The 26,718-nt window shown below is 69.5% G+C and carries 24 protein-coding genes; 12 read left to right on the top strand and 12 right to left on the bottom strand.

Translation table 11 applies throughout. The features are described from left to right. Positions 1-14: 14 nt before the first annotated feature. The 4 genes from ABN028_RS16275 to ABN028_RS16260 form a co-directional block, all read right to left on the bottom strand. Positions 15-545, bottom strand: a complete 531-nt coding sequence (locus tag ABN028_RS16275; RefSeq protein ID WP_349328724.1) for a hypothetical protein — start codon at positions 543-545, stop codon at positions 15-17. A gap of 271 nt (positions 546-816) precedes the next feature. Continuing rightward, entirely contained in the window at positions 817-1,716 is a 900-nt protein-coding gene (locus ABN028_RS16270; protein ID WP_349328726.1) for a carbohydrate ABC transporter permease, read from the bottom strand. Continuing rightward, the gene (locus ABN028_RS16265) at positions 1,713-2,708 is read right to left on the bottom strand and encodes a carbohydrate ABC transporter permease (RefSeq protein ID WP_349697155.1); all 996 of its coding nucleotides are present in this window, start codon (positions 2,706-2,708) and stop codon (positions 1,713-1,715) included. The genes ABN028_RS16270 and ABN028_RS16265 overlap by 4 nt, the downstream gene beginning before the upstream one ends. A 40-nt stretch (positions 2,709-2,748) precedes the next feature. Further along, positions 2,749-4,326, bottom strand: a complete 1,578-nt coding sequence (locus ABN028_RS16260; protein WP_349697154.1) for an ABC transporter substrate-binding protein — start codon at positions 4,324-4,326, stop codon at positions 2,749-2,751. 263 nt (positions 4,327-4,589) lie between these two features. Here ABN028_RS16260 and ABN028_RS16255 point away from each other — a divergent pair, with 263 nt between their 5' ends. From ABN028_RS16255 to dgoD, 3 genes are read left to right on the top strand one after another with little or no spacing between them, the layout of a single operon-like run. Beyond that, complete coding sequence (locus ABN028_RS16255) at positions 4,590-5,312, top strand: FadR/GntR family transcriptional regulator (RefSeq protein WP_349328731.1); 723 nt, start codon at positions 4,590-4,592, stop codon at positions 5,310-5,312. Continuing rightward, complete coding sequence (locus ABN028_RS16250) at positions 5,299-6,264, top strand: SDR family NAD(P)-dependent oxidoreductase (RefSeq protein ID WP_349328733.1); 966 nt, start codon at positions 5,299-5,301, stop codon at positions 6,262-6,264. The genes ABN028_RS16255 and ABN028_RS16250 overlap by 14 nt, the downstream gene beginning before the upstream one ends. Beyond that, positions 6,264-7,427, top strand: a complete 1,164-nt coding sequence (gene dgoD, locus ABN028_RS16245) for a galactonate dehydratase (protein ID WP_349697153.1) — start codon at positions 6,264-6,266, stop codon at positions 7,425-7,427. The genes ABN028_RS16250 and dgoD overlap by 1 nt, the downstream gene beginning before the upstream one ends. A gap of 29 nt (positions 7,428-7,456) precedes the next feature. On the opposite strand, the gene ABN028_RS16240 is transcribed toward dgoD, so the two are convergent. Continuing rightward, complete coding sequence (locus ABN028_RS16240) at positions 7,457-8,470, bottom strand: YeiH family protein (protein WP_349697214.1); 1,014 nt, start codon at positions 8,468-8,470, stop codon at positions 7,457-7,459. 158 nt (positions 8,471-8,628) lie between these two features. Here ABN028_RS16240 and ABN028_RS16235 point away from each other — a divergent pair, with 158 nt between their 5' ends. Together ABN028_RS16235 and ABN028_RS16230 are read left to right on the top strand one after the other, a co-directional pair. Further along, positions 8,629-10,083, top strand: coding sequence for an NAD-dependent succinate-semialdehyde dehydrogenase (locus ABN028_RS16235; RefSeq protein WP_349697152.1), 1,455 nt, complete (start codon positions 8,629-8,631; stop codon positions 10,081-10,083). Between the two features lie 11 nt (positions 10,084-10,094). After that, positions 10,095-11,075: an NAD(P)-dependent oxidoreductase gene (locus ABN028_RS16230; RefSeq protein WP_349697151.1), complete on the top strand. Its 981-nt coding sequence runs from the start codon at positions 10,095-10,097 to the stop codon at positions 11,073-11,075. A 30-nt stretch (positions 11,076-11,105) separates the two neighbouring features. On the opposite strand, the gene ABN028_RS16225 is transcribed toward ABN028_RS16230, so the two are convergent. Next, positions 11,106-12,173: a Gfo/Idh/MocA family protein gene (locus ABN028_RS16225; RefSeq protein ID WP_349328738.1), complete on the bottom strand. Its 1,068-nt coding sequence runs from the start codon at positions 12,171-12,173 to the stop codon at positions 11,106-11,108. Continuing rightward, positions 12,170-13,219 (bottom strand): Gfo/Idh/MocA family protein, encoded by a 1,050-nt coding sequence (locus ABN028_RS16220; protein WP_349697150.1) that lies wholly within the window; start codon positions 13,217-13,219, stop codon positions 12,170-12,172. The genes ABN028_RS16225 and ABN028_RS16220 overlap by 4 nt, the downstream gene beginning before the upstream one ends. A 99-nt stretch (positions 13,220-13,318) precedes the next feature. Between ABN028_RS16220 and ABN028_RS16215 the strand changes: the two genes are divergently transcribed. Together ABN028_RS16215 and ABN028_RS16210 are read left to right on the top strand one after the other, a co-directional pair. After that, positions 13,319-14,920, top strand: coding sequence for a glycosyltransferase family 2 protein (locus ABN028_RS16215; protein ID WP_349697149.1), 1,602 nt, complete (start codon positions 13,319-13,321; stop codon positions 14,918-14,920). Further along, entirely contained in the window at positions 14,896-15,807 is a 912-nt protein-coding gene (locus tag ABN028_RS16210) for an ABC transporter substrate-binding protein (RefSeq protein WP_349697148.1), read from the top strand. Before ABN028_RS16215 ends, ABN028_RS16210 begins: the two co-directional genes overlap by 25 nt. Positions 15,808-15,817: 10 nt before the next feature. Here ABN028_RS16210 and ABN028_RS16205 read toward each other — a convergent pair whose 3' ends face one another. Further along, positions 15,818-16,792 (bottom strand): Gfo/Idh/MocA family protein, encoded by a 975-nt coding sequence (locus ABN028_RS16205; protein ID WP_349697147.1) that lies wholly within the window; start codon positions 16,790-16,792, stop codon positions 15,818-15,820. A gap of 521 nt (positions 16,793-17,313) precedes the next feature. Here ABN028_RS16205 and ABN028_RS16200 point away from each other — a divergent pair. Both ABN028_RS16200 and ABN028_RS16195 read left to right on the top strand, forming a co-directional pair. Further along, positions 17,314-18,171 (top strand): phosphotransferase enzyme family protein, encoded by an 858-nt coding sequence (locus ABN028_RS16200; RefSeq protein ID WP_349697146.1) that lies wholly within the window; start codon positions 17,314-17,316, stop codon positions 18,169-18,171. A gap of 117 nt (positions 18,172-18,288) precedes the next feature. Continuing rightward, complete coding sequence (locus ABN028_RS16195) at positions 18,289-19,068, top strand: class I SAM-dependent methyltransferase (protein ID WP_349697145.1); 780 nt, start codon at positions 18,289-18,291, stop codon at positions 19,066-19,068. A gap of 161 nt (positions 19,069-19,229) precedes the next feature. Here the strand turns inward: ABN028_RS16195 and ABN028_RS16190 are convergent, their stop codons facing one another. Beyond that, positions 19,230-19,604, bottom strand: coding sequence for a hypothetical protein (locus ABN028_RS16190; RefSeq protein ID WP_349328748.1), 375 nt, complete (start codon positions 19,602-19,604; stop codon positions 19,230-19,232). Between the two features lie 278 nt (positions 19,605-19,882). On the opposite strand from ABN028_RS16190, the gene ABN028_RS16185 reads away from it, so the two are divergent. The 3 genes from ABN028_RS16185 to ABN028_RS16175 all read left to right on the top strand — a co-directional run bounded on the left by ABN028_RS16185 (position 19,883) and on the right by ABN028_RS16175 (position 21,301). Further along, positions 19,883-20,188, top strand: coding sequence for a hypothetical protein (locus ABN028_RS16185; RefSeq protein ID WP_349328749.1), 306 nt, complete (start codon positions 19,883-19,885; stop codon positions 20,186-20,188). A gap of 96 nt (positions 20,189-20,284) precedes the next feature. Beyond that, a complete protein-coding gene (locus ABN028_RS16180; RefSeq protein WP_349328750.1) occupies positions 20,285-21,010 on the top strand; it encodes a P-loop NTPase family protein in 726 nt (241 codons plus the stop codon). Positions 21,011-21,112: 102 nt separating this feature from the next. Continuing rightward, entirely contained in the window at positions 21,113-21,301 is a 189-nt protein-coding gene (locus tag ABN028_RS16175; RefSeq protein ID WP_349697144.1) for a hypothetical protein, read from the top strand. 180 nt (positions 21,302-21,481) lie between these two features. On the opposite strand, the gene ABN028_RS16170 is transcribed toward ABN028_RS16175, so the two are convergent. From ABN028_RS16170 to ABN028_RS16160, 3 genes are all read right to left on the bottom strand, one after another. Continuing rightward, entirely contained in the window at positions 21,482-24,685 is a 3,204-nt protein-coding gene (locus tag ABN028_RS16170; RefSeq protein ID WP_349697143.1) for an AfsR/SARP family transcriptional regulator, read from the bottom strand. Between the two features lie 212 nt (positions 24,686-24,897). Continuing rightward, a complete protein-coding gene (locus tag ABN028_RS16165; protein ID WP_349328752.1) occupies positions 24,898-25,110 on the bottom strand; it encodes a heavy-metal-associated domain-containing protein in 213 nt (70 codons plus the stop codon). 102 nt (positions 25,111-25,212) lie between these two features. Beyond that, complete coding sequence (locus tag ABN028_RS16160; protein WP_349328753.1) at positions 25,213-26,661, bottom strand: MFS transporter; 1,449 nt, start codon at positions 26,659-26,661, stop codon at positions 25,213-25,215. Positions 26,662-26,718 lie beyond the last annotated feature (57 nt).

Here is a 26,718-nt window from a genome sequence, read left to right as displayed (position 1 = left end):
CAGCTGGCCCGGAGCTACTTCTTCGTCCGGTGTCCGAAGCCGAGCCGTTCACGCAGACCGCCGGCCTCCTCGCCCGCGGTCCGCTGCCTCGGCGGACCCTCGGCGGCGGGCCTGTCTGCGCCCGCTTCCCCGGTGTCGCCTCTCTCCGCCCCTTCACCAGTGCCACGGCCCGTGTCCGCGCCGGCGGCGCCAGCCGTGCCGGATGCGGCCTCGAGCCGCTCACGCTCGGCGCGTTCCTTCTCCAGCTCACCGGAGAGCTTCTCTTCCCGCTCCCGGAACTCCTTCGCCTCGCGACGCCTGCCCCGGAGTTCGCGGCGCCGCGTCCGCTGCCTGGCGAGGCTGCGGACCATGATCCCGAGCCCGATCAGCCCCACCGCACCCACGACGACACCGAACAGGAACAGCCAGCCGGTGTAAGCGCCCACGGAAAAGCCAAAGATGGTGAAATCGCCGGTCATCGCTGCCGCGGAACCGAGATTCGTCACGACACCGACCACCGCGACGATGGCGGCAATGACGAGAAGAACCAATCCGATGACGAACATGGCGTCGCCTCCACACGTACGGGAAACCCCTTTACCCGTAGGACTGCTGCAAGCGAGGCAACGGATGCCAGTGCCACCGTGTCACGTCGCCGCGGACCTACGGCGCGTCTAGAAGTCAACGCCGCAGCGCAGGTGAGCGTCAAGGCGTGTCAGTCCCTAATGAGGTCCCGACATTTCCTGCCAGCCAACAACCGATGATTTTTCGTTATTTCGTGGGCTTTTCGCATCGGCGCCATGTCGCGGCTCGCTCGATCCTCTCGACACTCCTACGTCAACCGCGCACGGCGCCGGCGACTCCTTCGACGAAGTAGCGCTGCAGGAGTAGGAAGATGACGACGATCGGCAGCAGGCTGATCGTCGACGCCGCCGCCATTCCCGACCAGTCGGTCATGTTCTCCCCCTGGAACGAATAGACGCCGACGGCGAGGGTCCGCAGCTCCGGCCTGGCCAGTGTGAGGACAAGCGGGATGAGGAAGCTGTTCCAGACCCGCATCAGCGACAGGATGATGGCGGTGGCGATCGCCGGCTTGGCGAGCGGAAGCATGACCTGCCAGAAGATCCGGAAGAATCCCGCGCCGTCGATCCGTGCGGCCTCCTCCAGCTCCTTCGGTAGCTGGCGGAAGTAGCCGGCGAAAAGGAAGACCATGATGACGTGGGCGCCGCCGGACTCAGCCAGGATGATTCCCCAGATCGAGCCGGACAGTCCGAGCCTGTTGATCAGCTCGAACACCGGGATGATGGTGTAGCCCTCCGGCAGGAACAGCGTCGCGACGAAAGCGATGACGAGGACCTTCTTGCCAGGAAAGCTGTAGCGGCCGAGTACGTAGCCGATCATCGCCGTCGTCACGGTCACGATGGCGATGGAGGCGATCGTGATGATGACCGTGTTCCAGAAGTACGGCCCGATGTTGGCTTCGTACCACGCCCGCGTGTAGTTCTCCCACTGGACTTCTTCGGGAATCAGTCCGACCGTCCCGAAGATCTCGTTGTCGGTCTTCAACGAGGCGCTGACCATCCACAGGAACGGATAGATCCAGACCAGGCACACCGGCAGGAGGGCGAGGGTGACGACGACCTCGCGGACGTAGCCCCGTCGTCTCCGTCGGAGTGACGCCGGCCCCGGCTCGGGCGCGTCGAGCTCACGGGTCGCGACCTGCGGGACAGCGGTCACCGGCGCCCACTCCTCAACTCGCGTTGCGTCGCCGCTGCCCGGCGCAGCCCCCATGCCTGGGCGAGCGTGAGCGCAAGGACCGTGAGGCCGAAGAAGACCGCGACCGCCGACGCGTATCCCAGGCGGGGTTGGTGTTCCGCGGCGAACGCCAGGCGGAAGATGTAGACCTCGACGAGCTCGGTCGAGAACGCCGGCCCACCTCCGGTCATCGCCTGCACCAGCGGGAAGGTCTGTAACGCACCGACGAATCCGATCAGTGTGATGATGATCGCGAACGGCATGATCAGCGGAATGGTGATGTGCCGATGGACCTTCGACCGCGAGGCACCGTCGACCTGGGCGGCTTCGTACAACTCCGGTGGCACGGTCTGCAACGCGACCAGCCAGTAGATCATCGAGATCCCCATCCACTTCCAGACATAGACGCCCGCGACCGCCCACAACGACAGATCCGGGTCACCGAGGAAGTCGACGGGTGCGTCGATGAGCCCGAGCGTCAACAGGGCGGCGTTGAGCGGACCGTCGAACGGATTCAGGACGAGCGACATGACGATGCCGACGATCGCCGTCGTCGTCACGACCGGCAGGAAGAACATCGTCCGGAACACCGCCCGCATCCGCAGCGACTGGTCGTTGAGCAACAGCGCGGCGAAGAGCGCGAGGATGATCGTGCCGGGAACCGTCACCGCCGCGAACGCGAAGGTCCGGCCGAACGCCTGCCAGAAGTAGGGATCCCGAACCGCCTCGGCGTAGTTGGCGAAGCCGACCCATTCCCGGTCCGAGTCCAGACCTGACCAGTCGAGGAAGGAGATGTACCACGACGCGACCAGCGGATAGAACGTGAAGAGCAGGGCAAGCAGCAGGGTCGGCGCCATGAACAGGTAGCACCAGCGCGCCGCCCAGATGCGTTCGCGCAGCGTTCCAGCGTGCGGACCGTCACTTCGATCGGTGCCGAGCCGACCGAGCTGCGGGCTCTGGCCGAGTACCGCCAACGTCAACCTCCGCTTTCGCTGCCGCCTGGCCTCCCCCGCGTCAGCGCGCCTGGTAGTCCTCCGACGTGTAGTCCTTGAACGGATCCCAGTTGGGGAATGCCCAGTCGTCGGTGGAGACCTTCGCGCCCTTCTTCACCGCTGCGGCGATCGCCTGGTCCCGCGTACGCATTGCCCTGTCCTTGAGGTCGCGCAAGGCCTCCTTGACGTCGGGGGTCTTGCCGACCAGCGCCGACTGGATGATCTGACCGAAGTCCGGCGACAGCGGCTTGAGCTCGCGGTTGACGAGCTCGATGTCGGGGTTGCCGACCAGCAGGTTGGGCGCGGCGACCATGCCCGCTGCCAGCTTCTGGCACATCGTGGCCTCTCGGCTGAGACCGGACTCGATGGCCTTGTTCGCCCCTTCGAGAATGGGTGGGTTTCCCACACCGACGATCTTTCCCCACGCCGTCTGACCGGCCATGCTCGTGACGTAGGACAGGACGTCGCCCGCGACCTCCTTGACCTTGCTCTTCGAGAAGACGACCACGCCGTCGGTCCCGGTGAGGGCGTAGCCCTGCGGTTTCGGATTCGAGCCATCCATCGGGACCTCGGCGACACCGAACTCGAAGTCGGGTTCCTGGGTGTTCCACGCCACGGTGACCCACGGCCCCGCGAAGACCGTTCCGGCGTTGCCCCGCACCACCCGCGGCCACGACTCAGGCGCGGTCAGCGAAGCGGATCCGGGGAAGATGCTGCCGTCACTCTGCAGCGCCATCAGGAGCTCGATCGCACCGGCGATCTCGTCGGCGTCGTAGATGTACTCCCCCGTCTTCGGGTCGAAGTCACCGACCGCCGCGAGCCCTGCCGAAACCGCGAGGTAGCGCACGATGCCGGTCAGGCGGGGCGGCTGCCCGATCTCGAGGACGAGTCCGTACGCACGACCCCTGCCGTTCTTGGTGATCTTCTTGGCCGCGTCGCGGTAGTCGTCCCACGTGAGCGGTTTGGCCTGGGGGTCGTACCCAGCGTCGCCCATGAGCTCGGTGCTGTAGTGGAGCGCCGAGATGTAGCGGCGGTCGCTCGCGAGCGGCACGGAGTAGAGCTTGTCGTCGAAGACCTGGACGCCTTCGACGAAGGTGCCTTCGGGAAAAGACGCCTTCCAGGCGTCGAAGTCCGGGATCAGGTCGTCGACCGGCGACACCCAGCCCTCGGCCACCGCCTGGGTCAGCGGAATCGTCGGCGGAAGCTGCAGCACGTCGTGTGCGGTGCCGTTGCGGATTCCGAGAGGGGCGACCTCCTCGATCCGGTTCCAGGGAAGCCCGTCGTAGGTGCACTCGATGTTGGAGTGCTTCTCCTGGTAGGCGGTGAAGAACTCCTCCCAGAAGGGAGCCTTGGTGTCGTTGGAGTCCATCAACCGGAACTGCACGTCGTCCTTCGGCAAGGCGACCTTCGAATCCGGGATCCTCATTCCCGCCTCGGGCACGCCACCATCGCCAGAGCCGGTGCCGCCGTCGCCGCCTCCAGCGTCACCGCACCCCGCCAGAGCGCCGACCGCGGCTCCCGCCACGATGCCGCCAGTCCCCGCCAGCAGTCGGCGCCGGCTCAGTCCTGCAGGGGTGGACGTGAACGAGCTCCTCGCCATCCGGCTTCCCTTCTCACACCAGGAATCAGGTCTCACCAGGGCTCAGTCGGACTTTCAGACCGGCTCGGCTTTCGGCACAGGTGGTCCAGAAGTGGTAAGAGGTTAGACGACTGGACTTCGCACGGTCAACGGAATGGAAGGTCAGTCCACAGTGGTCTGCGCATTTGTAGGATGGGCTGAGCCATAGCATCGCGATCGGGCGGTCGCCGCGGTTGACGCGTCGGCAGTGCCCGGACGGTGCTCGAAGCGAGGAGGGCCAGCGGATGTGGCAACCGGTTGCACAACAAGGCAGCCTTTCTGAACGCATCGTCGCCCAGGTCGAACTGCTACTGCGCGACGAGCGACTCAAGGTCGGCGACCGGTTACCCCCCGAACGCGAGATGGCCCAACTGCTCGGAGTGAGTCGGCCCTCACTGCGCGAGGCGGTCCGGATCCTGCAGGCCCGCGGCCGGCTCGTGGTCAAGCATGGCCAGGGCGTGTTCGTGGCCGAGCCCCAGTCCGGCAAGGATCTGCGGGCCGCGCTCCACCGTGCGGAGGTCAACCTCCACGAACTCTTTGCCATGCGGGAGGTCCTCGAGGTTCCGGCGGCGAGCTGGGCCGCGGAGCGGATCACGCCCGAAGAGCTCAGCGACCTGCGGACCACCCTCGACGAGCTCGACGCGGCTTTCGACGAGGAGACACCGGACTTCGAACGTCTCGCCAACCTCGACGCGGCGTTTCATCTCGGCATCGCGCGCTCGGCGGGCAACCAGTTCCTGCAGCAGACCAGCAACGTCCTCCACGACATCCTGCTGTCGGGCATGGAGACCACGCTGCTCATTCCCGGCCGGCGGGAGAAGTCACGACGCGAGCACCAGAAGATTCTCGAGTCCCTGACGGCCGGCAACGCGCCGGCGGCCGGGCGCGCGGCACGGGCACACGTCCGCAGTGCTCGTGGGGCCGCACTGGCCCGGATGGCCACCGACCAGGCCCGTGCCGAGTCCTGACGACGTGGGCCCATCTGACCAGCCGGACCAGCCGAGCGAGGGAGCCGGCCGTCCGTCCGCGGATCTCGACCTGGCCGGGCGGCGCGCCGTGGTCACCGGCGCGGGCATCGGCATCGGCCGCGCGACCGCGCGACTGTTCGCTCTGCGTGGCGCCCGCGTGTGGGCCGTCGACGTCTCGCCCGAGGTCATGCGCCTCTCCGACGATCTCCCCGAACTGGTCCGCGCGCGGATCGAGCCTCGCATCGTCGACCTCGCTGACAGCACCGAAGCCGACCGGCTCGCCCGTGACATCGCCGACCGAGCGCCGTACGACGCCATCGACACACTCGTCAACTGCGCCGCGGCGTATCCCCCCGGCGGTCTGCTCGACAGCCAGGACGCTGACTGGGTACGCGTCCTGGCTGTCAACGTGGTCGCCGCGTCGGCGCTCTGTCGGGCGATGGCGCGGCGCCTCATCGACCTCGGGCGTACGAACGACCCTCGTCGTACGGCGTCGATCGTCAACGTCGGAAGCGTCCAGGAAGGGTTGCCCCTGCCCGGCCACGCGGCCTATGTCGCGTCCAAGGGCGCGCTCACCGCGCTGACGTACGCACTGGCCGTCGAACTCGGTGACCATCAGATCAGGGTCAACGAGGTCGCGCCCGGCGTGGTGGACAGCCCGTCGGCACGAACGAAGCTGGGTGGCACGGGCTGGGCGGACGGCCCTCCGCCTCCCAGCCTGCTCGGGCGTTCCGGCACCGTCGACGAGGTAGCCGACGCGATCGCCTACCTCGCCTCCGACGCCGCGTCGTTCATCACCGGCGCGGTGCTCGCGGTCGACGGTGGTCGCCGGCTGAGCCGACGGCGGGACATACAGGTCGAGAAGGTGCTTCCCACCGATCCCCGCACGGCCACGGCACCCGTGTCCACCCTGCACGTCGTGTCTCCCGACGCGACCGCGTCGGAGACCTGATGCGCGTCACCGAGGTCCGGCCGTTCTGCGTACCACCGCGGTGGATCTTCGTCCGGCTCACGACCGACGACGGCGGCGTCGGATGGGGCGAGGCGATCGTCCCCAAACGCCGGAACGCCGTGCTCGGCGCGCTGGCCGACCTCGCCGCGAACCTCGACGGCGCCGATGCCAACCGGATCGAGGAACTCTGGCACCGCATGCGCCGCGGCGCGTTCTTCCGCGGCGGGCCGGTGCTCGCGACCGCGACCGCGGCCGTCGAGCAGGCACTGTGGGACGTCAAGGCACGCCGGCTCGGCGTTCCCGTCCACGAGCTCCTCGGCGGCCGCGTCCGCGACCACATCCCGGTGTACGCCTGGATCGGCGGCGACCGGCCGCGCGACGTCGTGGAGGGCGCGAGGTCGCGGCTGGAGCAGGGCTTCCGGGTCGTGAAGCTGAACGCGACCGAGGAGCTGGACCATGTGGCGAGCACGGCGGACGTCGATGCCGTGGTCGCCCGCGTGGCGGCGCTGCGGGACACGTTCGGCGACCAACTCGACATCGCGCTCGACTTCCACGGTCGGGTACACCGGGCGATGGCCCGACCCCTGCTGCTCGAGCTCGAACAGTTCCGGGTGCTCTGGGTCGAGGAACCGCTCGCGCCGGGCCACGAGGACCTGCTGCCCGACCTCGCGCGGGTGGCGGGCCGCACCAGGATCGCCACCGGTGAACGGCTGCTGTCCCGGTGGGACTTCCGCAAGCTCCTCGACACCGGCGGTGTCGACATCCTGCAGGCGGACGTGTCACTCACCGGACTCTTCGAGCTGGAGAAGATCTGCCGGATGGCGGAGGCGTACGACCTGCCGGTGGTACCGCACTGCCCCAACGGGCCTGTCTCGTTGGCGGCCTCCCTCCAGGTGGCGAGCGCCTGTCTCAACGTACCGATGCACGAGCAGAGCCTCGGACTCCACTACCACCGCGACGCAGCCGGGAGGCCGGCCGGTGAGCTCGGTGACTATCTCGTCGACGCAAGCGTGCTGACCCCCGTCAACGGTGCCTTGACAGTGCCGGCGGCACCGGGGCTCGGGATCGAGCTCGACGCCGATCTCGTGCGTACGCGGGAAAGCGACTGGCGGGTCGCCGATCCCGACTGGCGCCATCCCGACGGCCGCATCGCCGAGTGGTGAGCGGCGGAGCTCCGCCGCAGCCGGCCGGCTCAGGTGACCAGCAGGATCCCGACCAGGCCCACCACCGCGGCGAACGTGGTGGACACCGCCCCGAGGGCGAGTGAGATCGGCGCCGCCGCCCGGAGGTTGCCGAACTTGACGCCTGTCCCCAGGCCGAACAGTGCCGCCGTGAGCAGCAGCATCGAGACGAGACGGGCGGCGTTCAACACCTCCGTCGGTACCACTCCCGCGCTCCGGAGCGCCGCCATCGCCAGGAAGCCGATCACGAACAACGGGACAACGTGCTCATGCCGCCGAGCCGTGGCCCCGTGGGTACGCCGCCTCCTGCGGAGCAGGAGCGAGGTTCCGGCGACAAGTGGGGCCAACATCGCGACCCGGGTGAGCTTGACGACGAGCGCGGCGGTGCCCGCCGCAGGCCCCGCCGGAGCCGCGGCCGCCACCACCTGGGCCACCTCGTGGACACTCACGCCCACCCACTGGCCGTACGCCACGGCCGCGAGGCCCAGCGGTTCGCGCAGGAGAGGCAGCGCGACGATGCACACCGTCCCGAAGATCGTGACGAGAGCGACGGCCGCGGCGACATCCTCGTCGTCGTTGTCGGCCACGCGGTCCATGGCGGCCACGGCTGAGGCCCCGCAGACCGCGAATCCGGCCGCCACGAGGAGTGACTGGCCTTCACCGACCCCCATGCGGACGCCCGCCCACCAGGTGAACGCGAACGTCGCACCCACGGTCGCCACCACGACGACCAGCACAGGACCGCCGAGCCGCGCGAGGTCGACGATCGAGAGCTGGAGTCCGAGCAGGACGACACCCGCGCGCAGGAGTCGCCGTGACGCGAGCCGGGTGCCGGGGTGGAGGGCCGGTCGGTTCCATGGACTGTTCGCCAGGAGGACGCCGAGCGCCAAGGCGATGATGAGTGCACTCACCGCAGGAAGCAACCGGTTCACCGCAGCGGCGACGGCGATCGCGAGCGCGGTGACCGCGAGACCGGGAACAACCCGGACAGGGCCTGTGCGGACCGTCCGCTCGCCGGAATCGATGAGAACCTCTTCCTGGATCAGTGGTCAGTCCTCTGGACACTATGGTCGCGTGGGCGGGCGCGCGTCAATCATGATCGGAGCACTTTGACCGGAGCGGACCCGATCACCTACGCTCCCTTCCCAGTTAGGTCAGACCTCTGGGGTCAGGAGTCCGAGCCATGGTGACGGCAGCGACCACTCCGGCACGCGATGCCGAGAAGACCCTGATCGCGGGCAGGTGGACCGACTCGCCCGACCCGCGTGAGGTGCGCAACCCCGCCGACGGATCGGTGGTGGCCACGATCGGCTACGGCGGCGCACGCGAAGCCCGTGCCGCCGGCGACGCTGCCGCCGATGCGTTCGGATCATGGAGTCGTACGACGGGACGCGAACGGTCCGACGTCCTCGCCCGGTGCTCCGAGTTCCTGCACGCGGAGGCCGAGCCGATCGGGCGGCTGCTCTGCCTCGAGACCGGCAAGCTGCTGGCCGAGGCGGTCGCCGAGATCCGGTTCGCCGCGGAGTACTTCCGCTACTTCGCCGAGCGAGCCCGCGACCCGCAGGGCGAGGTCCTGACTCCCGAGGCACCGGACCGTCGGCAGCGCACGTTCCGCCGCCCCGCTGGCGTCGTCGCGTGCCTGACCCCCTGGAACTTCCCTGTCTCCATCCAGGCCCGCAAGGTCGCTCCCGCCCTCGCCGCTGGATGCACAGTGGTGTCGCGCCCGTCGGAGAAGGCACCGCTCGCCGTCGCGAAGATGTTCCGCTGCCTCGACGCCGCCGGATTCCCACCTGGCGTGGTGAACCTCGTCCACGGTGCGGCGGCGGAGGTCACCGAGGCTCTGCTGGCGCACCCCGCCGTCCGCGTGGTCTCGTTCACCGGATCGACCGAGGTCGGGCGCCGGGTCATGCGGCTCGCCTCGGAGCGCATCGTGCGTCCCGCCCTCGAACTCGGTGGGGATGCGCCGTTCGTGGTCTTCGACGACGCCGACCTCGACCAGGCGGTGGCGGGGGCGATGGTGGCGAAGTTCAGGAACAACGGGCAGTCCTGCATCGCGGCCAACCGGTTCTTCGTGCACGACCGGGTCCGTACGGAGTTCGTCGACCGACTCACCGCCGCGATCGACGAGCTGACCGTCGGCGACCCGCTGGGCAGTCCGGCTCCCACCCTGGGGCCGCTGATCGACGAGGCCCGCGTCAACGCCGTCGACGGGATCGTCGACGAGGCGCTGAGTGCAGGTGCGCGGCGCACGACCAGGCACGACTTCCCGCTCCCCCGGTCCGGGACCTACGCCCCACCGGCGCTCCTCGTCGACGTACCCGACCACGTGGCTCTCGCGCGCTCCGAGGTCTTCGGCCCGGTGGCAGGGGTCTTCGGGTTCGAAAGCGACGAGGACCTGCTCGCCCGCGCGAACGCGACCGAGATGGGCCTCGCGGCCTACGTCTACACCCGCGACCTCGGCCGGGCCGAGCGGATACCGGAATGTCTCGAGGCCGGAATCGTCGGCGTCAACACACCCTTGCCTTCGGTGGCGTACGCACCCCTGGGCGGCGTCAAGCAGAGCGGCCTCGGCCGCGAAGGCGGCCCACACGGCCTGGAGGAGTTCCAGCAGACCCGCTACGTCGCGGTCAACATCTAGCGCAGGTGAGGATGTCACCACCCGACTACGCCCTGGCCGTCGTCGAGGACGTCTGGGGCGAGCCCTTCGACGCCTTCGCGGCCGAACATCCGGTGTTGCGCCGCCCGGACGCCTGGTCCGACCGAGACGCGCTCCGCTTCGCGTCCAGGGCCGCACGGGCGCTCGCGATCCGCAACCGGACCCGGGTCGACGCCGCGCTGATGGACAGCGCACCCCACCTGCGGGTCCTGCTACGGGCCGGTGTCGGGCTGGACAACATCGACCTCGACGCCGCCGACGCGCGGGGGGTCGTCGTCGTCTCGCCCCGTTCGGCGAACGCACAGAGCGTCGCCGAACACACGCTCGCGCTCGCCCTCTGCCTCGCCCGTGACCTCGTCCGACATGACACCTCGATCCGGGACGGACGGTGGGAACGTACGCCGGGCAGCGAAATCGGCGGCGGCGTCTGGGGGCTGCTCGGCGCGGGAGCAACCGCCCGGGCGGTTGCCCGGCTCGCCCGAGGGCTGGACATGCACATTCGTGCGTACGATCCGTTCATCGACTCCGCTACGGCGGAGCGGGCCGGCATCGAACTCTGCGACCTCGCCGAGGTCGCCGCGACCGCCGACGTCCTGAGCGTCCACCTTCCCGCTGATGACGGCACCCGCGGGATCGTCGGTGAGGATCTGCTGGCGCGGCTGCGGCCGACGTGTCTCCTGGTCAACGTCGGGCGCGGTGAGACCGTCGACGAGGAGGCGCTCGCCTCGGCGCTTCACCGTCGCCAGCTCGCGGGTGCCGCGCTCGACGTCCGCGCCACCGAGCCACCAGGTCCCGGACCGCTGGACGACGCGCCGAACCTCGTCCTGTCACCACATGTCGCGGGGATCACCCGGCAGAGCCAGAATCGGATTGCCCACGCGCTCATCGCGAACCTGCGTGCGCTGCTGCGGGGTGAAGGCGCACCGGACGCCGTCGGCGCCGTGCGTCGGGTCACGGACTGGGCCGCCCGCTGAGGGGCCGAGGCGATCCACGGCTTCCCGGTGTCATTCGCCTCGAGTCTGGTACGCGGGATGGTCCGGCGACAACGGCAGATCGACGCCCGAGGATGTCCGCGCGGAGTGGTAGACCGCCGCGGCGAGTGAGATCGCTGCGTGCGCGTCGGCAAGGCTCACCGGTGGGTCCGCATCGCCGGACAGGGCTGGCGCAAGCGCCTCGAACAAGCCCGCGAAGCCGTTCCGGCGGGGACGGTCACCTGTCTTGACGAGGGCGTCGAGCTCACCTTGCCGGGCGGGATCGCGTGCCGTGAAGGTCCAGGGGTCCTCACCCGGCGCATAGGGTGCCGTACCGCTCTGTGCGGTGAGGCCGGCGAAGACGAACCGGTAGCGACTGGTGTTGCCCGCCGCGCCGATCGTCGCCGATGACGACACGAGGGCGCCGTTTTCGAGGCGCATCGTCACCGCGGCGGTGTCCTCGACCTCGACCTGATGGACGAGCGTCGCGACCTCGGCCTGGACGCGGACGACCGGGCCCGCGAGGTAGGTCAACAGGTCGTGGGCATGGATCAGGTGGCTCATCACCGTTCCACCGAGCTCGGTCTCCCGCCGGCCCCGCCACGGCACCGCGTAGTAGTCGGCGCCGCGGTCCCAGTGCACCTCGAGCGAGGCGGCGACCGGAGGGCCCGCCAGGTCAGCGGCGATCAGCCGCCGCAGCAGCCGCGGCCCCCGCGCGAAGCGGTACTGGAACACCGGGACCACCACCCGCCCCGCCGCCGTCCCCGCGGCCGCCAGCTGGTCGACCTCGGCCGGCGACGCCGCGACGGGTTTCTCGACGACCACATGCTTGCCCGCCTCGAGCGCGCGCAGGGCAAGGTCGAGATGGGTGAACGGCGGGGTGCACACCGACACCAGGTCGATCGTGGGATCGGCCAGGACCTGGTCGACGTCTGTCGCCGATCGCGCCGTCGACACCATGCCAGCCAGGCCCTCGCCGCGCTGCCGGTCGAGGTCGCAGATCGTGGTGACGTCGTACGCACGCGGATTCAGCAGGTAACCGACCAGGTGCTCGGCACCGACGCCCGCGCCGATGATCGCGACCCGGAGGCGGCGCTTCACCGGAGGTTCCCCAACCTGGCCGCGTCGCTCTGGGCCGTGAGCGCGAGCTCGGTCGCCGTGAGAACCAGGTCCTGCGGGATCGCGGTCAACGGCGTGCGGCGATGCCGGACGTCGTCGACGACAGCGCGGAAGTAGGGCAGTTCGACGTCGAAGCTTTCCAGGTGACGCGTGCCCTGGCCGTCGACCAGGAAGAGATGGTCGCCACCTTCGCGGGCGCCGCCGAGGTCGATGTTCTTGCGGATCTCGATGTAGCCTTCGGTGCCCAGGATCGTGAGCCGGACGTCGCCCCAGACGCCGAGCCCGTCCGGGGTGTACCAGTCGACGCGGGCGTAACCCTGCGCGTGGTCACTGCGCAGGAGCATCTCGCCGAAGTCCTCGAACCCCGGCCGGTCGGGATGTGCGAAGTTGCCGACCGACGACGAGACGACCTCCGCCGACGTCGAACCGGTGAGGTACAGGAACTGGTCGACCTGATGGGAGGCGAGGTCGGCGAGGATCCCGCCGGCCAGCGCGGGGTCGAAGGTCCATGCCGGCCGGGTCTGCGGACGCAGGTGGTGGGGGCCGAGTCCAATGGTCTGGACGACCTGCCCGATCGCGCCGTCCTCGATCAGTCGCCGGGCATGGAGCGTGGCCCGCGATGCCGTGCGTTCGGAGAAGGCCACCGACCAGAACCGACCGCTCTCGGCGACGGCGGCGCGGACCTGCGCCAGCTGGTCGAGGGTGATCGCTCCCGGCTTGTCGGCCACGACGTCCTTGCCGTGCCGCAACGCTTCGACGGCGATCTCGGCGCGGCGCGCCGGTACGGCCGCGGTGACGATCAGGTCAATGGCAGGATTCTCCAGCAGCTCGGCAGACTCGGAGACCCGCGGGAGGTGCGGTGCCTGTTGGGCGACGACGTCGGTCCAGGGGGTGTCGGTCTCGCTCCAGTAGCCCGCGCACTCAGCGCCCGCGCCCAGCAGTCCGAGGACCAGGCTGACCACGTGGCCGTGGTCGAGGCCCACGACTCCGAACGTCACCGCGGTGCCATTCTCGTCAGTGCTCGTCATGCGCTCAGTCTGGCGTACCGCCGGCCGCCTGGCTTCCTCGCCGGGACACGGAGCGTCGAGGGTGGATTGCCGGATGCCACCCGGGGTAGTTCATCGTCCATGTCGGGGGATGTGAAGGTCACCGTTGTCGTGCCGGTCTTCAACGCGCGTACCTGTCTGGACGCGTGCCTGCAGTCCGTGCTCGGGCAGACGCTCGCGCCGCATGCGTACGACGTGGTGTTCGTCGACGACGGTTCGACCGACGGAACGTCGCAACGTCTCGACGGTCTCGCCGCCGAGCACGCCCACATTCGCGTCCTCCACCTCAGCAGGAGCGGCGGTCCAGGCAGGCCGCGCAACGTCGGCGCCGACAACGCCCGCGGGGAGTACATCTACTTCCTCGACCAGGACGACTGGCTCGCCCCGAACGCCCTCGAACGACTGCACGCCATGGCGGTCCGCTGCGGCTCCGACATCGTCATCGGCAAGGTCGTCGGCCACGGCGGCAGAGGCGTGCCGGCAAGCATGTTCACCCGCTCACGCGACCGCGCCGACATCCTGGCCGACCGGCTTCTCGGCTTCCTCACACCGCACAAGCTGTTCCGGACGGCTTTCCTGCGCGAGCATGGCCTGCGGTTCCCCGAAGGTCCGGCCTGGTTGGAAGACCACCGGATGGTCGTTCGTGCGTACTTCCTGGCAAGGACGATCAGCGTGCTCGCCGACGACGTGTGCTGCCACTGGGTCAAGCTGCCGCGCCGTGCCCACCACTCCGCGCGCCGCTTCGACCCGGTGGCGTACTACCGGGCGTTGCGCGAGGTCCTGGACATCGTCGACGCGCACACCTCGCCGGGCGACGACCGGGACCGGATGTACGCGTCGTGGTACCACGCCAAGATGCTCCGCCTCATTACTGGGCACTCGCTCGCCAACCTGCCGCTGCGGTGGAGCCGGTACGTCCACCATCGCGAGATCCGCCGGCTGGCCGACGAACGCTTTGCCGTCGGTGTCGACAGGTTCCTGCCGGTGTCGATGCGGGTGCGGTCGCGGTTGTTGCGAGCCGGTGCGTACGGCGCCATCACCAGGCTGGCGGCCGCGGAATGCGGACTCACCATCGTCGCGGCCCTCGACGATGTCGACTGGGACGGCACGGACCTCGTCGTGCGGGCGAGCGCCCGCCTGGTGTACGCGGACGGCAGGCCGGTGACCCTCCGGCGTACTGGTGGTCGGCTGCACTGGATCCCGCCGTGCCGCCTGCGGACCACGCTGCCCGACAACGCGTACGACGTGACCGACCTGATCGCGGACAGCCGTCTCGACGTCTACGTACAGAACCGCGAGGACAGGGGCGCCTACCCGCTGCCGACCCGCAGCCACCTCGTCCCCGACGGCGAAGGTGCCGTCGAACGCATCCGGCTGCGGGCCACAGCGCGGCTCGACGCGCGTACCGCGAAGCTGGGCCGGCCGCTCGACCCGGGCGTCTGGGACTGCTTCGTCCGCGCCGAGACCTGCGGATGGGGTCCCCAACGGCGGCTGGCCCGGCCGACCACCTGGCCAGACCGCCCGCCCGCGGACAAGCGCATTCTGGCCGACGACGGGAGCGGGCCTGACCGGACCGTCGAGCCGTACTGGACGGCGCTCGGCAACCTCAGCCTCCGGATTTGCCGGAAGCCGTCCCGACGTGGCGTAGCGTCGGAAGAGTGGGGAGCCCAGAGTCCGGCATGAGGGTCGTGTCGTTGCTGCCGTCTGCTACGGAGATCCTGTTCGCGCTCGGCGCCGGCGACGACGTGGTGGGTGTGACGTTCGAATGCGACCACCCGCCGCAGGCCCGGACCCGCCGGGTCGTCTCGACCAGCGCACTGCCGGAGGGGCTGCCACCGGCGGAGATCGACGCCCTGGTGTCGGCGCGGATGGCGGCCGGCGAGGACCTCTACCACCTCGACGAGGGAGCGTTGCGCGACCTCGACGCCGACCTGGTGGTGACGCAGGACCTGTGCGCGGTGTGTGCGGTCGACGTCTCCGTCGTCGACGACGCCCTGGCCTACCTCGGCAGCCGCGCCGACGTCCTCACCCTCGACCCGCAGGACCTCGGTCAGGTGCTCAACTCGGTCACCCTTCTCGGCCGCGCGGTGGGGTGTGAGGCGGCGGCGGTACGCCTCCTCGCCGGCCTCCGCACCCGCCTCGACGCCGTAGCGACAGCCGTACGCGACCGGCCGCCCGTCCCGACGATGGTTCTCGAGTGGACCGATCCGCCGTTCGCGCCGGGGCACTGGGTACCCGAGATGGTCACCACCGCAGGCGGGACACCGGTCATCGGGACGGCAGGGAAGCGGTCCGAACGCATCATCTGGCAGGAGGTCGCGGCGTCCGCTCCGGAGGTGGTCGTGTGCGCGCCCTGCGGGTTCGACCTCGCCGGGTCCGTACCGCTGGCGGAGGCCGTCGTCACCAGCGGGCGGCTGCCACCGGGGCTGCCGGTGTGGGCCGTGGACGCGAACGCCTCTTTCGCGCGACCCGGCCCGCGTCTGGTCGACGGGGTGGAAGCGCTCGCGGCGATCCTGCACCCGGACGCCGGGGTGCCGCTGGACACCCGCCTGGCCCGCCGAATCGCCTGACGGGGAATCCTCAGGCGCAACTCCGGCGGCCGAGCAACTGGTCCATCACCCACGCCGTGCGCGCGCCGGTCTCCCCCGTGCTCCGGCACCGGCCCGTACCGTTCAGCTCGTCCACGATCGTCTGCACGAGCGGCTGGTGGACGTGCGGAGGGTCCGCGATCGGTAGCTCCCGCTGCTCGCCGTCGCAGGTCAGCCGGAGCGGGACCGGCCTCGAGGTCGAGAAGGCCAGCTGACCTTTCGAACCGACGATCACGGTCGTGTCCTCGTCACCGTCGGAGGCGTAGCACCACAATCCGCTGCCAAGGACCCCGCTCTCGTACCGGAACGTCGCGCAGATCGTGTCCACGACGTCGTTCGCCCGGCTCCGGTTGGTGGCCCCGCTGACCTCGACGACCGGGCCGAGGAGCAGGTCGAGGAAGTCCAGCGTGTGACACGCGCTGTCGAAGAACACACCGCCCTTGGACAGGCTGGGGTCCAGCTGCCACGGCGCGGGACCTGCGGTGGAGCCGGAGGGCCGGGCATACCGTTCGGTACGTACGGCATGGATCTCACCGATCACGCCTTCTCCCAGCAGTTTCTCGACCGCGGTGAACCGCGGCAGCTCCCGCCGGTAGTAGCCCACCCACAGCGGTACGCCCGCCGACCGGCATGCCGCGATCATGTCCAGGCATTCCTCGTGGTCGATGGCCATGGGCTTCTCGACGTAGACGGGCTTGCCGGCTTCGGCGCAGCGCAGGACGTACTCGTGGTGGGAGTTGGGGTGGGTGGCGACGTACACCGCGTCGACGTCGTCGGCGTGGATGATCGCGTCCGCGTCGTCATGCCACCGCGGTACGCCGTGCCGCCGGGCGTAGTCCTCGGCGAGCGAGCCGGTCCTGCGCATCACCGCGACCAGGCAGGAGTTGTCGGCCCGCTGGAATGCCGGCCCGCTCTTGACCTCGGTGACATCGCCGCAGCCGATGATGCCCCATCGAATCGTCGCCATGACGGGCAGCGTGCCAGCCGGTTCGCCGTCCTCGCAAACCCGCGCGCGGACTCAGATGCCGCCGAGTCCGGAGGCGGTGATGCCCTCGACGAACCTGCGGCTGCAGGGCGAGGAACACGATCAACATCGGCATGAGCATCATCAATCCTGCCGCCCCGATCAGGTAGATCTGGCTGAACCCCTGCTGGAACGAGAAGAACCCGGTGGCCACCGGAAGGTACTCAGGGCTCTGGATGAAGGTCACCGCGAGCAGGAACTCGTTGTAGGCCGCCAGCGCCGTCGTGAGCGCGATGGTGAGGAAGCCGGGCCACGACAGCGGCAGCACCACCCGTACCAGCACCACTCCGATGGCCCACAGGCACGAGCGCGACGGGGACTGGTGACCTCGTTCCCGAATCGACCCATGCGACACGACCACGCACCGCACCGGGGCATGTCGGTGCAGCACAGGTCGGGCGAACCCACCAGGAACTCGATAGGTGATTTCCGGCCGGACAGGTGCACCTTCCTACCATGGTGTCGTGACCCTCCCGCCGCCGATGCATACTCAGCCGCCGGACCTTGCGCGCGACTACGGGCTCGTCGCCACTGAACTCCACCCGCATCCCGGTGGGTTCGAGAGCGACTGCTGGGTCGCCGACGGCTTGTGGTTCGTCAAGATGTGGCGAGGCAGTGCGCCGCCCGCCCGTCTGGACCTACTGAACGATCTCGGCGCTGCTGGCCTGCCCGTACCAGCGCCGGTTCCGACCGTCACCGGCGAGCTCTACGCGACGTTGGGTGCGAGGCCGTACGCGCTCTTCCCGTTCGTCCAGGGGCGGAGGTGTCACGGTGATGATTGGCGCGAGACGGCACGGGCTCTGAGACGTGTCCACGAACTCGACGGCATCCGCCTGCCGCGATGCACGATGGACGAGCCGGAGATCTGGCAGCTGAGAGAGCGGCTCGACCATGGGTGGATCAGGGGCCGCCGACGCGAAGTGGCCGACAGCATCCTCCGACTGGAACGAACGATCGACCGAGCGAGCCTGAAGGCCGTGCGGCACGTTGTCTGCCACCGGGATTTCGGCGGCTCCAACCTCATCGTCGACGACGGCGAGGTCGTGGCCATGCTGGACTGGGAACAGGCCGTCCTCGGTCCTCGGGAACACGACCTGTGGATCGCGGCGGAAAGCACGAACACGGAGTCGTTCCTCGCTGAGTACGGCGCTCGCGACCTCGACCTGGATCACATCGAGTACGCCCTCCTGGCGCGAGCGTTGCGCGACATGGCGGCTCGCGTCCTGGGCGAGACAGATCGGCCAGGCGTGGAAACCTGGGGGTTCCAGCGCATCGCCAGACTCGAGCGCGACCTCGAGTTGTTCCATCCGTTCTGCACGTAACTGGCGCCCTCGACGGCAATCTCACGGCGGTTTGCAGACGTCCCAGAGCCGTGCGAAAACCTGATCAGCAGGTAAAACCGGTTGCTGTCGGCAAGTGCCCACGATGGGGTTGACCGTATGGCTGACCGGAGTGCCGACGAATTGCCGGAGCACGCGCGTCGCAACCGAGAGGTGTGGGATTCAGAGCTCAGCGCGGGGTTCGCTGCGCGGGCACGAAAGCAGTGGGCGGCCGATCCACACTGGGGTATCTGGGCGGTACCGCAGACCGACCTGCCCCTCCTTCCCTCCGACCTCGCCGGTAAAGACGTGGTCGAGCTCGGCTGCGGCACGGCGTACGTCTCCTCATGGATCGCCCGGTCCGGTGGGCAACCCGTCGGGATCGACAACTCTGAGCGACAGCTGGCTGCGGCCCGCGCCATGCAGAATGAGTTCAACGTCCATTTCCCGCTGCTGCATGGCAATGCTGAGCAGGTTCCATATCCGGACTCAAGCTTCGACCTCGCCATAAGCGAGCACGGCGCTGCTGCATGGTGTGACCCCTACAGGTGGATTCCCGAGGCCGCTCGACTTCTCCGTCCTGGTGGTGAGCTGGTCTTCCTGCGCAGTTCGGAGTTGCTCGTCCTGTGCATGCCCGACGAGGGACGAGCCGACAGAGTGCTCCGGCGACCTCAGTTCGGGCTGTCCCGGATCGAACATTCGAACGGCGCCGTTACCTTTCACCTGCCGCACGGTCCCATGATCCAGCTGCTACGCCAGTGCGGCTTTGTCGTCGAAGACCTGCAAGAGGTTCGGCCAGCGCAGAACGCCCCGACCGAGTTCGACTACGTTGACCTGGACTGGGCACGCCAGTGGCCAAGCGAAGAGGTCTGGAAAGCACGCCGCATCGACGCAGGATGACCGATCCATCGCATGAGTGACCCCCTCCGCCGCGTGACCGGGCGTCTGCCAAAGCCGACAATGAGTGGACGTCGGGTGAAGCTCGTGACTCCGCGGCGGCCCTGCGTTTGCGGGGCTTGGGCACTCAACCGTCCACCGTCGTAGGGCGAGTTGCCTCTCCCTCAGCGGTACCGGAAGCCGTCGATGAACCGGCGGAAGAGCCCGCCTTTTCGGGGCAGCGGCGGGGCGGGCCGGGGCGCGGTGGGCCGCTGTGAGGCGATCGGCTTGTCGTAATCGGTCCGGAGGATTGCGTCGATGATCTGCTGCTCGGTGTAGGTCTCGGAGCCTTCGATAGCAGGGACGTACCCGACCAGTACGCCATCGCGCATCACCTGGGCTTCGAGCGCGGCCGTGCCGTCGGAGTCCCACGTCGCCTCACGACCATCGGAGAGCTTGACGCTGACCCCGAACTGGTAGAGGCCAACCCGGGCCAGGTCGGCGTCTGTGCCACGATCGCGTAGGGCGTCGACGACGCGGCGTGCCTTGTTCTCCTCCATCGCGATCGAGAGTACTCGCTGTGTGGAGTGAGCTGGACCGGTTGGCTCAGTTCGTCTGGTTGGCCCAGCCAGGAACCGACCGATCACCCTCTTTGGCATGGGGCTATCGGGTCAGCCGCTGGGCAGACTCGGTGGTTCGACAGCGGCCGTTGGGAGAGCACGCTTGAGGAGACCATCTGAACATGATCGGGAGGGCAACTTCCGCGGTGATCCGAACCAGTTGATGGAGCGCTATGACGACGCGCACCTGTCCGTGACTAACTGGGGCACACCGGGTGATGTTCCGCCTGCCATGTGCTCTGCTCGATTCCGATGTCGTCGAGGACTACTGCGTCGACGACCAGTTGAGCGACTGGACCGCCGCCGAGTTCATCGTGCTCGACTTCACCTGCGAGGACCACACCGGTGAGCCTGACTTCGACTACGACGCCGAAGCGTGGCTGTTGGCGATCGTCGCTGCCCTGCTCCACCGAGGTGGCAAGCCGAACACCTGGGAGCGTGCACACCATGGACGCACTGCGCACCGAGTTCGCTCGACCGTCGACCCGCCTGACCCCGAGGTCTGCGAGTTCGCCCGCTGCTAAGCAACGGGAACAACTGCAGTCCAGTACCTACCTCGACGAGGCGCCCGTGCGGCAAACCTGGTGACGAATCGAGTCTGGTTTTGCCACAGTGTCCGGATGAACTCGGAGTTCGACACCCGCGACCGGACGGGGCCGCGCCTGGTCATGCTCTCCGGATCCTGTGCGGGCGTCGGCAAGTCGACCCTCGCCGAAGGGCTCGCACACAGACTCGAGGAAGCAGGTGCGACCGTCGACCTGTTCGGCGAGCACCAGATCTTCACCCGAGCCGACTTCGCCGACGTCGCGGAAGCCTTCCGCAGCAGGGAGTTTCCGACACCCGAGCGATTCCTGCCCACGTATGCGCGGATCTTCGACGGCTTCCGGTCCACGAGCGCCTGGGGCGTGTTCGACTGGGACTGCGCAGGCATGGCGGCCGACCTTCCGTGGGCCATGCGGGACCACGGTCGGCTCACGCGACTCTGCCTGGACGTACGCGAGCTCGCAGACGACATGGATCCCGTCCTCCTGGACCTGGTCGGTGACGTACGGACGGCGACCGAACGCGCGCTTGCCCAACGCGGTGACGTCTGGGCGAAGCGCTACGCTCGCATCGCCAGCGACGCGGGTCACACCACCGGAAGCATCGCCGAGCGGATCGCGGCGTGGTCGCGAGATCAGCTGGGCGCACTGAGGGAACAGGAGCTCACGGCCATGCGGTCGGCAGGCTGGCCGATCATCGAGCTGGACGCGATGGCATCGGCCGCCGAGGTCCTGGAGCAGGCGTTGGATGCTCTGGGGCTCGACCGGCCCACAGCGCTACCGTCCACGCCCGGAACGAGATAGGGCTCCGAGCGGTGTAGAGAGAACGGGCGACTCTGGCTCTGGCAGAAGTGGCCCGCTGACCTGGGCTTTTGCCCGGGTTGGCGGGCCTTGATCATGTGTCGGGTGTCGAAGGGGTGGGTCTCCAAGCTCCTGACCCGCTACAAGGTCGAGGGCCAGGCCGCGTTCGGGCCTCGGTCCCGACGGCGTGAGTCCTCACCGACCGCGATCCCGGACCACGTCGTCGAACAGATCGTGCGGCTACGCAAGGACTCTGGCCGAGTCCGGGCTCGATGCCGGCCCGCACACCTTTGACCGCCTCGGTCCCGATGGTCGGCAGTTCCGGGCCGACGAGCTGGCACAGGTCAGTGCCGCGAACCTGCACGGCAAGTTCGCCCAGGTCGTGGAAACCCGCGCCCTTCTGCACTAGCCGGCCGTGGAGACCCCGACCCGTCTCGTCCCAGCAGGATGGTTCACCCGTGCCGCTGCGGGAGCTCAGCTCCGCGGACCGCGAGCCGTCGCGAGTCCGCCGACAACCCCCTCGAGGTCACGGAGCTCGTGCGGCGCCGACGGCCGAGCCGAGCTCGCGCGCAGCTCGGTCGCCTCGTCGTACAGGGTGGCGGCGAGCGTGTGGTCCCCGCGGTCGACGGCCAGCCGGCACAGGCCCTCCAGTGCAGTGCTGGTCAGACCCGGTTCCCCCACCCGCCGGCCGAGCTCGAGCAACTCCTCGTACCGCGCGCCGGCGGCCGCCGCGTCGCCCGCAGCCTGGTCGCACCGGGCCAGCCCGGCGAGAGCCAGTCCTTGGGACACCGGGGTGCCGAGCTCGCCGAAGCCGGCGTACGCCTCCATGAACCGGGCCCGGGCCTGGTCCCACTGTCCTCCGACCTGCGCGAGGAGCCCGTAGCCGTAGCTCGCGAGAACCGCTCCGGCTCCGTCCCCGACGTGTTCGGATGCGGCGCTCGCCCGCTCGAGAAGATCCCGTGCGGCCTCCTTATCGCCCAGGTGGAGGCGGGTGATCGCGAGGTCGGCCAACGCCCACTGCACTGTGTTCTGGAGCCCGGCCCCGGCCGCCACGTCGATTGCCTCCTCGAGCACACGCGCGCCCTCGTCGTAGCGTCCGAACTGCCGCAGGCCCCAGCCGAGGTGGTAGAGGATCGCCGACAGGCCCCACGGATCGTCGAGCAGCCGGAACACGGCAGCGGTCGCGCGCCCGAGCGGGACCGCCCTGGCCTCGTCGCCGGTCTTGAGGGCGCTCTCCATCCGCACGAAGCCGATCACGCCCGCGCCCCACGAATCACCGTCCTCCTCGAACTGCTCCACCGCTTCCTGCAGCAGGGACTCGGCCCGATCGCGATCCTGACCGGTCACGCCCTCGACGGCCAGCAGGACGCGCGACAGAGCGGCACGGGAGGCATCCCCGAGGTCCTCGAAGATCGCCAGGCTCTCCTGCGCGGCCTCCGCGCAGCGCCGGCTGGGATGGACGAGACAGGCGCGTGGTCGCTCCACCAGCGACACCGCCTGGAGGGCGTGCGCCCGCGCGGGAGGGCTTCCGTTGCCCGAGGCGAGCAGCCGGGACAGGACCTCCCGGCCCTCCAGGTGGCGCCCGAGGTGCCAGAAGAGGCCGAGGGCCCCAGCTGTGTCGAGGGCCGAGTCGAGGTCCCGACCCGGGCCGGCCAGCCAGGCGAGGGCGGCCGTGATGTTGGGCTGCTCGTCGCGCAGCCGCCTGAACGTGTCGCGCTGGCCGTGGCCGCGCAGCTGCGGCTCGGCCTCCTGCACGAAGTCGCGGAAGTACCTCGCGTGCTGCTGGGCGACGGCCTCCTGCTCACCGGCAGAGAGCAGCCGCTCGGCAGCGTACTGCCGCAAGGTCTCCAGCATCCGGTAGCGGGTCGTGGCGCCCCGTTCGACCACGACCATCGACCGTTCGACCAGACGCCCGATGGTGTCGAGCACCTCCCCTACTGGGAGGCCAGCGTCACTGACGACCGCCTCGGATGCGGTCAGGGTCCACCCGCCCTGGAAGACGGCGAGCCGATTGAACACCCGCTGCTCACGCTCGGTGAGCAACGCGTAGCTCCAGTCGACGGTCGCGCGCAGCGTCTGCTGTCGAGCCTCGGCCGTGCGCGCGCCGGTCGTGAGCAACGCGAACCGCTGGTCCAGACGGTCAGCGATCTCGGCGGGTGACATCGTCGCGACTCGGACGCCCGCGAGCTCGAGCGCCAGGGGGATGCCGTCGAGCGCACGGCTGATCCGGCCAACGGCCACGAGGTCATCGTTCCCGAAGACCGTTCCCGGCCGGACCGACCGGGCACGCTCCATGAAGAGTTGGGCGGCCGGGTACTCCAGCACCCTGCCGGCCGGCACGCCGGCGGGCGGCGTGTCCAAGGGGCCTACGGTGACCTGCACCTCGTCGGGGACGGCGAGCGCTTCACGGCTGGTCGCCAGGATCGTCACCTCCGGGCACCGACCCAGGATGTCGTCGATGAGGCCGGCCGCGGCGTCGATGACGTGCTCGCAATTGTCGACCAGCAGCAGGATCCGGCGTCGCATCAGATACGAGATCAGCCGCTCACGGACATCCCGGTCCGCCGCTGCCCCGTCGAGGGGCACACCGAGGGCGTCGGCCACCGCCAGCGGCACCTGGTCGGGAGTGTCGACCGAGGCGAGGCGGACCCCGAAGGCCCCGTCAGAGAAGGCGCCGGAGGTGCGCACCACGGCAGCGAGGGCGAGGGAGGTCTTGCCCGCACCGCCGGGTCCGATCAGCGACAGCAGGCGCGAGCCGCGGACGAGCTCGATCAGGGAGTCGAGCTGGGCATCACGGCCGATCAGCGGACGCACCACCGTCGGCAGGTTCGTCGGCGAGGCGGTCCCCGCCTCCACCCAGCTCCGGGTGCTGGAAACCGCGACCGGCGCGGGCGTCAGGTCGGGCTGTGCGCCGAGCGCCTCGTCCTGCCGCAGGACCCGTTCGTGCAGGGACCGCAGCGTGAGCGACGGCTCGAGGCCCAAGGACTCGTCGAGGACGTCGCGGGTGCGGCGGTATGCCTCGAGGGCGTCCGCCTGCCGTCCGCCGCGGTACAGGGCGACCATGAGCAGCCCGGTGAGCGACTCGAGGGTTGGGTCGTGTGCGACCAGGGGCTCGAGATCTGCGACGACCTCCTGGTGGCGGCCAAGCGCCAGCGCGATCTGGGCACGCTCGGTGAGCGCGCCCAGCCTGACCTCGGCGTACCTGGCGGCCTCGGCGGTCGCCCAGTGCTCGGCGACGAAGTCACTGAGGGGGTCGCCGCGCCACAGGGCCAGAGCCTCGTCGTACGCTGCGAGGGTTGCGTCGTCGGCCCCGTCCGGACCAGCCGCGGCGCGCGCCCTCGCCTCGCGCACGCGGATCACGAAGTCCACCGCGTCGACCGACCGGGGATCGACGTCAGCGCGGTAGCCCACGCCCTCGCGCGTGACCGCCTCCGGCAGTCCGATCGCCTTCAGGCTGCGCCGCAGTTTCGAAACCCGGATCTGCAGCGCGTTCATCGGGTCGGCCGGCAGGGACGACTCCGACCAGAGCCGGTCGACGAGCATGGTCGCCGGGATCGTCCGGCCGGGTGAGAGCAGCAGCTGGACCATGACCGAGCGCTCGGCCGCACCGGGCAGCACCACCGGGCGCCCCTGGACCGTGATCTCCATCGGACCCAGCAGCCGGAAGCGGACGTCCACGGCTCTCTCCTCGTCACCCCGTCGCGTCATGGTGTCGCAGCGCCGACGCTGGAGCAAACACCCAGCTACACGCGGCGGACGGCCACGGGGTCAGCGCGGCCGTCCGGGCGTGGTTTCTCCCGCCGGCGAAGAGCGACCCGCGGTGACATCGCGGATCGATCTCAGGCCGAAACGTCCTCAGCGGAGGGGGTGCCCTCCGCCGGGGCGCGGGCTCAGACGGCCAGCGAGAAACCTGCCCCTTCGACGGCCGCGCGGACCAGGTCGGTGGTGAGGGGCTCGGCCGACGTGACGCGAACATTGCCCGAGGGCAGGTCGACGTCCACCTGGCACACGCCCGGGACCGCTTCGAGCCCAGCGATGACGGAGCTGGCGCAATGGCCACAGGTCATGCCGGCGACGGGGTAGGTCTCGACAGTGCTGCACATGGTGGTGCCTTCCTTTGCGGTCGCGGGCGGTGACGGCCGGCCCGGTTGGTGCTCGGCAAACCGGGTGGCCGCCGAGGAATCGGTCGATCGGGGCGTGCATGGTCAAGCAGCTACTCCGGTCGTCTCCTGCACGTCCTGGGGCGACGGCGCCTGCGGGCGCAGCCACGCCATCGCCAGGAGAGCCCCCAGCCCAGCAATCGCCGCAGCGCCCAGCAGCCCGGCCGAGAAGCCCTCGGTCTGCGAGACCGCGTCACCCACCCGATCGGCGCCGAAAGCTGACGCGACGGCGGTCATCAGGGCCAGTCCCAGCGCCGAGCCGATTTGGTAGTTGGTGCTGACGATGCCGGACGCGAGGCCGCCCTCCTCCGGAGCCGCCGAGGTCAGCGCCAGTCCGAGCGACGGGATGAACGCCAACGCCATGCCGGCAGCCGTCACGAGTGACGCCGGGAGGACGTCCCCAGCGAAGCTCCCTTGGGGCTGGATGAACGAGAGCCACACCAGGCCGACCGACAGGGTCGCGAGGCCGGAAACAGTCATGGCCTTCGGACCGAATCGGGCGATCAACCGGGGGGCGACGCCGATCATCCCGACCATGATCGTGACGGTCAGGGGCAGCAGCGCCGCGCCGCTGGCGAAGGCACCGAGCCCGATGACCTGCTGGAGGTAGAGGTTGACGAAGAAGAACATCGGGATCCAGGCAGCGCCGAGCATGAACTGCGCGACGTTCGCCGCAGCGAGGTTGGGCGCCTTGAAGATGCCCAGCCGCATCAGCGGCTCCTGGCGGCGGGCCTGGATGAGCACAAACAGGGCAAGCAGCGCGAGGCCGGTCACCCCAACAACCAGGGTGGACGCAGACGTCGAGCCGACCTGCGGCGCCCGGACGATGGCGAAGACGAGCGCCGCCAGTCCGGCCGTCACGGTGATGGCACCAGCGAGGTCGAGCGAGCCCCGTCGGGTCATGCCCCCGGGCATCACCGAGGGCGTGAGCAGGAGTACAACGGCGGCCAGCGGCAGGTTGACGAAGAAGACCCAGGGCCAACTCGCGTACTCGGTCAGGATCCCACCAAGGAACACCCCGGCGGTGCCGCCGGCCGGTGCCGCAGCGCCGTACAGCGCGAGTGCCTTGGTCAGCTCCGAGGGCTTGGCCCCGAAGATGGTGAACAGCAGGGTCAGCGCGGCCGGCGCGATGAGCGCGGAACCGACCCCTTGGACCGCCCGACCGGCCAGTTCGAGGACCGCGCCGTCGGCCAGGCCGGCCAGCAGCGAGCCCGCGGCCAGGATTCCCCAGCCGATGCTGAAGATCCGGCGGGCGCCGAAGAGGTCGGAGAGGCGCCCGCCGAGCAGCAGCAGCCCGCCGAACGCAACGACGTAGGCGTTGAAGACCCAACTGAGGCCCTCGGGGGTGAAGCCGAGGTCGGCCTGCATCTCGGGCAGTGCGACCCCGATGATCGAGGTGTCCATGATGACCATGAACTGAGCCGCGGCAATCAGCCCGAGAGCCAGCCAGCGTCGGCTGCTCGCGGTCCTCGCGGGCGAGGATGTGGAAGACATGGTGTGCCCTTCTCTCGTGATGGACCAGCCGACGTCGGCTGTCGGGAGGAGACTCAC

The organism is Actinopolymorpha sp. B17G11 (genome assembly GCF_040196095.1).
GTDB lineage: Bacteria > Actinomycetota > Actinomycetes > Propionibacteriales > Actinopolymorphaceae > Thermasporomyces.
The sequence above is the reverse complement of the archived record's forward strand: the minus strand, read 5'-3'. Positions and strand labels throughout refer to the sequence as shown.